This window comes from Halomonas sp. (assembly GCF_052095765.1).
Lineage (GTDB): Bacteria > Pseudomonadota > Gammaproteobacteria > Pseudomonadales > Halomonadaceae > Halomonas.
This window is the reverse complement of the sequence record NZ_JBQDJZ010000124.1, coordinates 1-6,175: the sequence shown is the minus strand read 5'-3', so window position 1 is coordinate 6,175 and position 6,175 is coordinate 1. Positions and strand designations below refer to the sequence as shown.

General features: G+C 59.8%; 9 protein-coding genes. All 9 read left to right on the top strand.

Annotated elements, in window-relative coordinates; genetic code table 11:
- Window positions 1–131 precede the first annotated feature (131 nt).
- The 9 genes from hisI (at window position 132) to ACTH3D_RS12255 (ending at window position 5,986) form a co-directional block, all read left to right on the top strand.
- Complete coding sequence (hisI, locus tag ACTH3D_RS12295) at window positions 132–572, top strand: phosphoribosyl-AMP cyclohydrolase (protein WP_441667417.1); 441 nt, start codon at window positions 132–134, stop codon at window positions 570–572.
- A gap of 7 nt (window positions 573–579) precedes the next feature.
- Window positions 580–900 carry a membrane protein insertion efficiency factor YidD gene (yidD, locus tag ACTH3D_RS12290; RefSeq protein ID WP_441667415.1) on the top strand — a complete coding sequence of 107 codons (321 nt, stop codon included), beginning with the start codon at window positions 580–582 and terminating at the stop codon, window positions 898–900.
- 63 nt (window positions 901–963) lie between these two features.
- Window positions 964–1,176, top strand: coding sequence for a hypothetical protein (locus ACTH3D_RS12285; protein ID WP_441667414.1), 213 nt, complete (start codon window positions 964–966; stop codon window positions 1,174–1,176).
- A gap of 139 nt (window positions 1,177–1,315) precedes the next feature.
- A complete protein-coding gene (locus tag ACTH3D_RS12280) occupies window positions 1,316–2,008 on the top strand; it encodes a TIGR04283 family arsenosugar biosynthesis glycosyltransferase (RefSeq protein WP_441667413.1) in 693 nt (230 codons plus the stop codon).
- Complete coding sequence (locus tag ACTH3D_RS12275) at window positions 1,974–2,663, top strand: TIGR04282 family arsenosugar biosynthesis glycosyltransferase (protein ID WP_441667419.1); 690 nt, start codon at window positions 1,974–1,976, stop codon at window positions 2,661–2,663. The genes ACTH3D_RS12280 and ACTH3D_RS12275 overlap by 35 nt, the downstream gene beginning before the upstream one ends.
- 120 nt (window positions 2,664–2,783) lie before the next feature.
- The gene (locus ACTH3D_RS12270; RefSeq protein WP_441667412.1) at window positions 2,784–3,359 is read left to right on the top strand and encodes a sigma-70 family RNA polymerase sigma factor; all 576 of its coding nucleotides are present in this window, start codon (window positions 2,784–2,786) and stop codon (window positions 3,357–3,359) included.
- Window positions 3,359–3,568 carry a zf-HC2 domain-containing protein gene (locus tag ACTH3D_RS12265; protein ID WP_441667411.1) on the top strand — a complete coding sequence of 70 codons (210 nt, stop codon included), beginning with the start codon at window positions 3,359–3,361 and terminating at the stop codon, window positions 3,566–3,568. The genes ACTH3D_RS12270 and ACTH3D_RS12265 overlap by 1 nt, the downstream gene beginning before the upstream one ends.
- 82 nt (window positions 3,569–3,650) lie before the next feature.
- The gene (locus ACTH3D_RS12260) at window positions 3,651–4,754 is read left to right on the top strand and encodes a phosphotransferase (protein WP_441667409.1); all 1,104 of its coding nucleotides are present in this window, start codon (window positions 3,651–3,653) and stop codon (window positions 4,752–4,754) included.
- A gap of 2 nt (window positions 4,755–4,756) precedes the next feature.
- Entirely contained in the window at window positions 4,757–5,986 is a 1,230-nt protein-coding gene (locus ACTH3D_RS12255) for an ABC transporter substrate-binding protein (RefSeq protein WP_441667418.1), read from the top strand.
- Window positions 5,987–6,175 lie beyond the last annotated feature (189 nt).

The following is a 6,175-nucleotide window of genomic DNA, read 5'->3' as shown; positions in this document are numbered from 1 at the left end:
CGGCAGCTGCCTGAGAAGTGGGAAGCCTCGCCCGTGGCGCGTCAGCGCTTAGGGCGGGGAGCAGTCACCGGTGGCCTGCTCAATGCCCGGCAAGTAAGATAGAGGCCTGACTCCCTGTTCCCTGGTTGACCATGACACTCAGCTTCAAGGCGCTGGAAAGCGCATCACCCGGCGAAAGCTATTCGCTCACTGACATTCTGGATGCTGCTCGCTTCAATGCCGACGGCCTGATTCCTGCTATCGCCCAACAACATGACAGTGGCGAAGTGTTGATGATGGCCTGGATGAGCCGCGATACCCTAGAAGAAACCCTGCATACTGGCCGGGTCTGCTACTGGTCACGCTCGCGCAACAAGCCCTGGCGCAAAGGCGAGACATCCGGTCAGCAGCAGCATCTGATCAGCGCTGCATTGGACTGTGACGGCGATACTCTGCTGCTGAAGGTAGACCAAACAGGACCTGCCTGTCATAGCGGGCGGCGCAGTTGCTTCTATGTTGAGCTCAAGATTAGCGGTGCCAGCATTACTAGCGCCCCGCTGATTGATCCCGCGATACTCTACTCCAGTAAATAACCCGCACATGACAGCCTGGTATCTGCGACCGGTTAGCTGGTTGAAACGTGGAACTGCTGGCGTATTAATCGGTCTGATTCGACTCTATCAATGGCTGATCAGCCCGCTTTTGGGACCACGCTGTCGTTTCTGGCCAAGCTGCTCTCACTACGCAGTGGAAGCCCTTCAGGTGCACGGCCCTTGGCGTGGAGGCTGGCTTGCCGCAAAGCGCATTATCAGTTGCCACCCCGGCAGTGAGGGCGGCATTGACCCTGTACCGGGTGGCCCCAGTGAACAACTATGCAGGGAAGATCCGGACCTTGATGAGAATTTTCAGCCTCGCGAATGAGCATCGCAATGTGGCGGTAACTGACAACTCCACGCTTGACTCTACGCCTTAAGGAAAAGCCCTATGCTATCGATTCATCGCCGCAGCCTGACTGCCACCCTGCTCGCCGTGTCGTGGCTTTTACTGTTGTCCGGCTGCACCACCTATACCTGGGACGATGGAAACAGGGAAACTGTTTGGGGCGTACCGGCTGAAGATGAAACCCTCGCCGAGCAGGAGCGCCAGAATAGAAGCGTCAGACATCGCACTCCTGGCAAGCTACCTGAGACGCATTGAACAGCACGGGAAACACCACTGATGCAATTGGCGAGCTGCACCTCAAGGCGTTAAAGTTTGGTTCCCGCCTGTAAGGTCGAGCCGGATGCCCCGACCCAGCTATTGATCCTAGCATTGCACGCACCAGGAGACTGTCAGCATGCCTGACACGCCAAAGCTCAGTATCATCATCCCAACCCTGAATGAAGCGGCCACGATCGAGTCACTGCTGACCCGGTTGCCAGCGAAGCAGACCGACGCCATAGAGGTTGTGGTCGTGGACGGGGGCAGTCGCGATGATACGCTGGCTCGGGCTCGTCCCTTGGTATCAAAGGTTCTCCTTCAGTTACCTGGCCGATCCCGGCAGATGAATGCCGGGGCATGTGAAGCCCGCGGTCGACACCTGTTGTTTCTACATGCTGACACTCACCTTCCGCCGGACGCTGAGCTTTTGATTGAATCGGCCCTGTCAGGCCAATCTGTCTGGGGCCGCTTTGATGTGAGACTGGAGGGGCGTCATCGGTTATTGCCGGTCATCGCCCGTGCTATGAACCTGCGCTCTCGCCTGACGGGAATTGCCACTGGCGACCAGGGGCTGTTCATGACCCGGGAGGCTTTCCAGGCCGCTGGCGGGTTTCCTGATCAACCGTTGATGGAAGATATCGAGATGTCACGCCGACTCAAACGGCAATCGCCACCGGCCTGCCTGCGTGCCAGGGTGACGAGTTCAGGGCGACGCTGGGACCACCACGGCGCCTGGCGCACGATTCACCTCATGTGGCGTCTTCGCTACCGCTATTGGCGTGGGGTTAGCGCCAATATTCTGGCAAAGGAGTACCACCATATCCGCTGACTCTCTGGACCAGCCACTCCTGTCGGTCCTCGCCAAAGCGCCTATTCCCGGACGGGTGAAAACGCGCCTGATACCAGCTCTGGGTGCCAAGGGGGCGAGTCGGATCCACGAGCGGCTGCTGCGCTACACCCTGGACATTGCCCTGGCAACGACAGCGCCGCAGTCTATCGTGCTGTGGACAGCGCTGGATCATGAACATCCGTTGTTCTTAGAGCTCGCTGAGCAGCATGGCATCAGGCTTCGTGCCCAGCCCAGCGGCGATCTGGGGGGGCGCATGCATCATGCCCTGCAGGCCATGAAGGCACCGGGTCTGCTGATCGGCAGCGACTGCCCAGCACTCACCCCGTCACTGCTCAAGCGCTGCCAGTCTGCCCTGACAACCGCCGACGCCGTCTTCCTGCCGGCCGAGGATGGTGGCTATACCCTGGTAGGCGTCCGGCGAGCCGACCGCCGGCTGTTCACCTCTATCGACTGGGGCACCAGCCAGGTCATGGCACAGACGCGTGAGCGTGCCGATGAGATAGGCTGGCGACTGGCCTGCCCAGCCAGGCTATGGGATGTGGACAGGCCTGAGGACCTTGAGCGGCTGGCGAATCATAACGACCTGATCATGAGCACAGATGGGCTGAGGCCCGAACCCTTACCCCCGGAATAACGTCGATTTTTCCTCCCCGGGCTCATCCTGTAAGGAAACATCCGCTACGCCGACCCACTATGAGTGACCAAGCTTTTACAAACCCAGGCCACGCATCAGGACGGGGGAAAGGACCCATAGATGAACGAGAAAGAAAATAGGCGACAGCAGCTGACGGCTGTCAGGCCGCGCCTGGTATCCTTTGCCCTCATGCACTTGCGTGACCAGAACCAGGCCGAAGATGCTGTTCAGGAGGCCATGATGTCGGCCATTGAAAAGAACGACAGTTTCGCCGGACGATCCAGCTACGAGACCTGGGTATTCGGCATTCTCAAGTACAAGATCCTTGATGCCATGCGGGACCAGAAACGTCATTGCGACTGGCAGCCACTCGAGGATGAAAACGACGATGACGCCATCGACCGACAGTTCCAGCGCAATGGCCGCTGGCAGCAAGGTGCCCGCCCCTCAAGCTGGGGAGAGCCCGAGGCCGTGTTCGAGAATGAACATTTCTGGCAGATCTTCGATGCTTGCATGATCGCTCTGCCAGACAACGCCGCTCGGGTATTCTCCCTGCGTGAGCTGATGGGGCTCTCCACCGAGGAGATCTGCAGGGAGCTCGGCATCAAGGAGAACAACTGCTGGGTAATATTGCATCGCGCCCGACTACGACTCAGGGCCTGCATCGGGAAAGGCTGGTTTAGGGAGGAAGTGTGATGACGATGTGTAAGAAGGCGACCCGCCTGATGTCCCTCAAACTGGACCGCCCTATTACCTTTCAGGAGCGGCTTTCCCTGAGGCTGCACCTCTCCATGTGCGGCGCCTGCCGCGAGTGCGACAGACAGTTCGCGTTGCTCCATGGAATCGGGCGTCGCTTCGACCCGGACAACGCCACCGACAAGGACATGCGTGACGACGGACCCTGATGGTCCATCCGTACTTAACCGGCTGACGTCTTTAACGAGGCAGTACCTAAACCGACCCCGCGTTAATCCATCGAGGAGAGCCATGACAGCGACCACGACTGAAGAGAGGCCCGCCGAAGCACAAGGTGAGCTCGAACAGCGCCTGACGAAGGCACTGGCCAGGCAAGGCTACCGGGAAGCGATACGCGAGCTTCAGCCGATGGCCGATACCGGCCTGGCCCATCACCATGTCTGGCTCACCCGTGATGGCGACGACTGGGTGGCGCGACTCCCCAAGCAGAGCCAGTTGGGCCTTGAGGCTGACGCTAATCTCGAATATCAGGCCACCTGCTTTGAGCGCGCGGGTCTCAGTGGTCACACACCAGCGTTGCGCGATGTGCTACCCACATCCACAACACTACCTCGAGGCGGTTTGTTGGTCGATGCCGTGCGTGGGCGACCGGCCCGCCTGCCCGTTGATCTCCCGGCTATCGCCAAGGCACTTGCCGCTCTGCATGGGTTGGCGCTGCCTGCCACCACGGCACGCGCCCCGCTGTTGTCACCGGCTAACCCCTGGACGGCCATGCGCGACGAGGTGGCGACTCAGGCGGAATTCCTCGACCAAGCCGGGCTGTCTGCCGAGGTGGTAGTGATGGTACGAGCTGAATTAGCCGCACTACCGAAGCGTCTCGATGAGGGTGAGGCAGCACGACCACGCTTGATTAGCTTTGATGCCCACCCGGGGAACTTCCTGATCGACGCTGACGGTCGCGCCGTGCTGGTCGATCTGGAGAAGTGCCGCTACGGACTGCCCGGTTTTGATCTGGCCCACGCCAGCCTCTATACCTCGACTACCTGGGACCCGAACAGCCATGCCGTGCTCAGCATCAAGGATCTGGCCGATTTCCACCACCGCTGGATGATCAGCACCGGCATTAACGAGCTCAACACCCTGCTCGCCTGTCGCCGCGCCATGTGGCTGTGGTCTCTGACCTGGTGTGCCAAATGGCGTGCCAGCCATGTTCGCACCCGGGACGTTCAGACACGCGGGGAGGACTGGTCTGCCGAGCTCAGCGATGATGCCCTGATTACCCATGTGCGTGACCGAGTCGACCACTACCTTTCTCCTGCCATCATCGACCATGTCCGGCGCGAATCCGATGCGCTGGCCACGGCTCTTTCGCAGCTTCTTGAACTGGATGCATGACGATGCCGCAATACCGCTTTTCCCACTGGACTACCGCGCTTGCCGGCGTATCACTCAGCCTGGCGTTGGCCTCACCGCTGGCGGCCAGCCCCAACCTTAATGACTGGCGGGGCGTAAATGAACAAGCTCATGGCCAGACGGTTTACTGGAACGCGTGGGCCGGCGACACGCGTACCAATGGGTATATCGCCTGGGTAGCTAAGCGGATGGCCGAGCTCCACGGCATTGAGGTCGTGCACGTCAAGCTCGACGACACCAGCACAGCCGTCTCACGAGTTGTCACGGAGAAGACCGCAGATAACCGCGACGATGGCAGCATTGACCTGATCTGGCTCAATGGTGAGAACTTCGCCGCCATGCGTGAGCATGAGCTGCTCTACGGCCCCTTTGCCGAGGCACTGCCCAACTTCGCCCTCACGCACCCGGCGGATAATCCCGAAGTGGTTACCGATTTCACGCTGCCCACCGACGGTTTCGAGTCACCCTGGGGCAAGGCACAGATCACTTTTTATTACGACAGCCAGGAGGTGAAGAGTCCCCCCAATAGTATCGAGGCGCTACTCGACTGGGCCGAAGCCAATCCCGGGCGCTTCAGCTATCCACGTATTCCCGACTTTACCGGCAGCACCTTTCTCAAACAGGCTCTGATCGCCATGACCGATGATCGCCACGCCCTCTATGCACCGGTAGAAGCGAGCGACTTTTCCTCAATTACGGCCCCGCTATGGAACTATCTAGATGCGCTGCACCCGCACCTGTGGCGTAGTGGACGACAGTTTCCTGACTCGGGGCCTGCGCTGCGCAGCCTAATGGGGGCCGGCGAACTTTCCTTAGCGTTTACCTTCTATCCCTCCGAGCCGGCTGCCGCGGTCGCTGACTTCGAGCTGCCCGAAAGCACCCGCAGCTATGTGCTTGATGAGGGCACTCTGGGCAACGTTCATTTTGTGGCGATTCCCTTTAATTCGCCGCACAAGGCGGGTGCCCTGGTGCTTGCCAATTTCCTGCTCTCTCCCGAGGCCCAGGCCCACAAGCAGAATCTTAACGTCTGGGGCGACCGCACCGTCATCGACGTGGCTCATCTGGACGATACCACTCGTCAGCTGTTTCGCATCGATACGGATAACGAAGCCATGCTCACCTCACAAGCCCTATCTCAGACCTTGCCAGAACTCCATCCCAGCTGGATGACGGCCCTGCAGGAGGCGTGGCAAGCACGTTACGTCGCCCAGTGAGACAACCAGTGCAAGAATTCGGGAGGCAGCGAATACCATGTGGCTGCGCCTGACGCCGATCATTATTATCGTTGTGCTGGTCGGACCTATCCTGGCTGGCGTAGTGATAGTGCTGCTGCCAGCTTTTGGCTATCTGCCGACTCTGGGCGGGGAGTCGTTCAACTTGGCCCCCTGGCGCGAGCTGTTCGT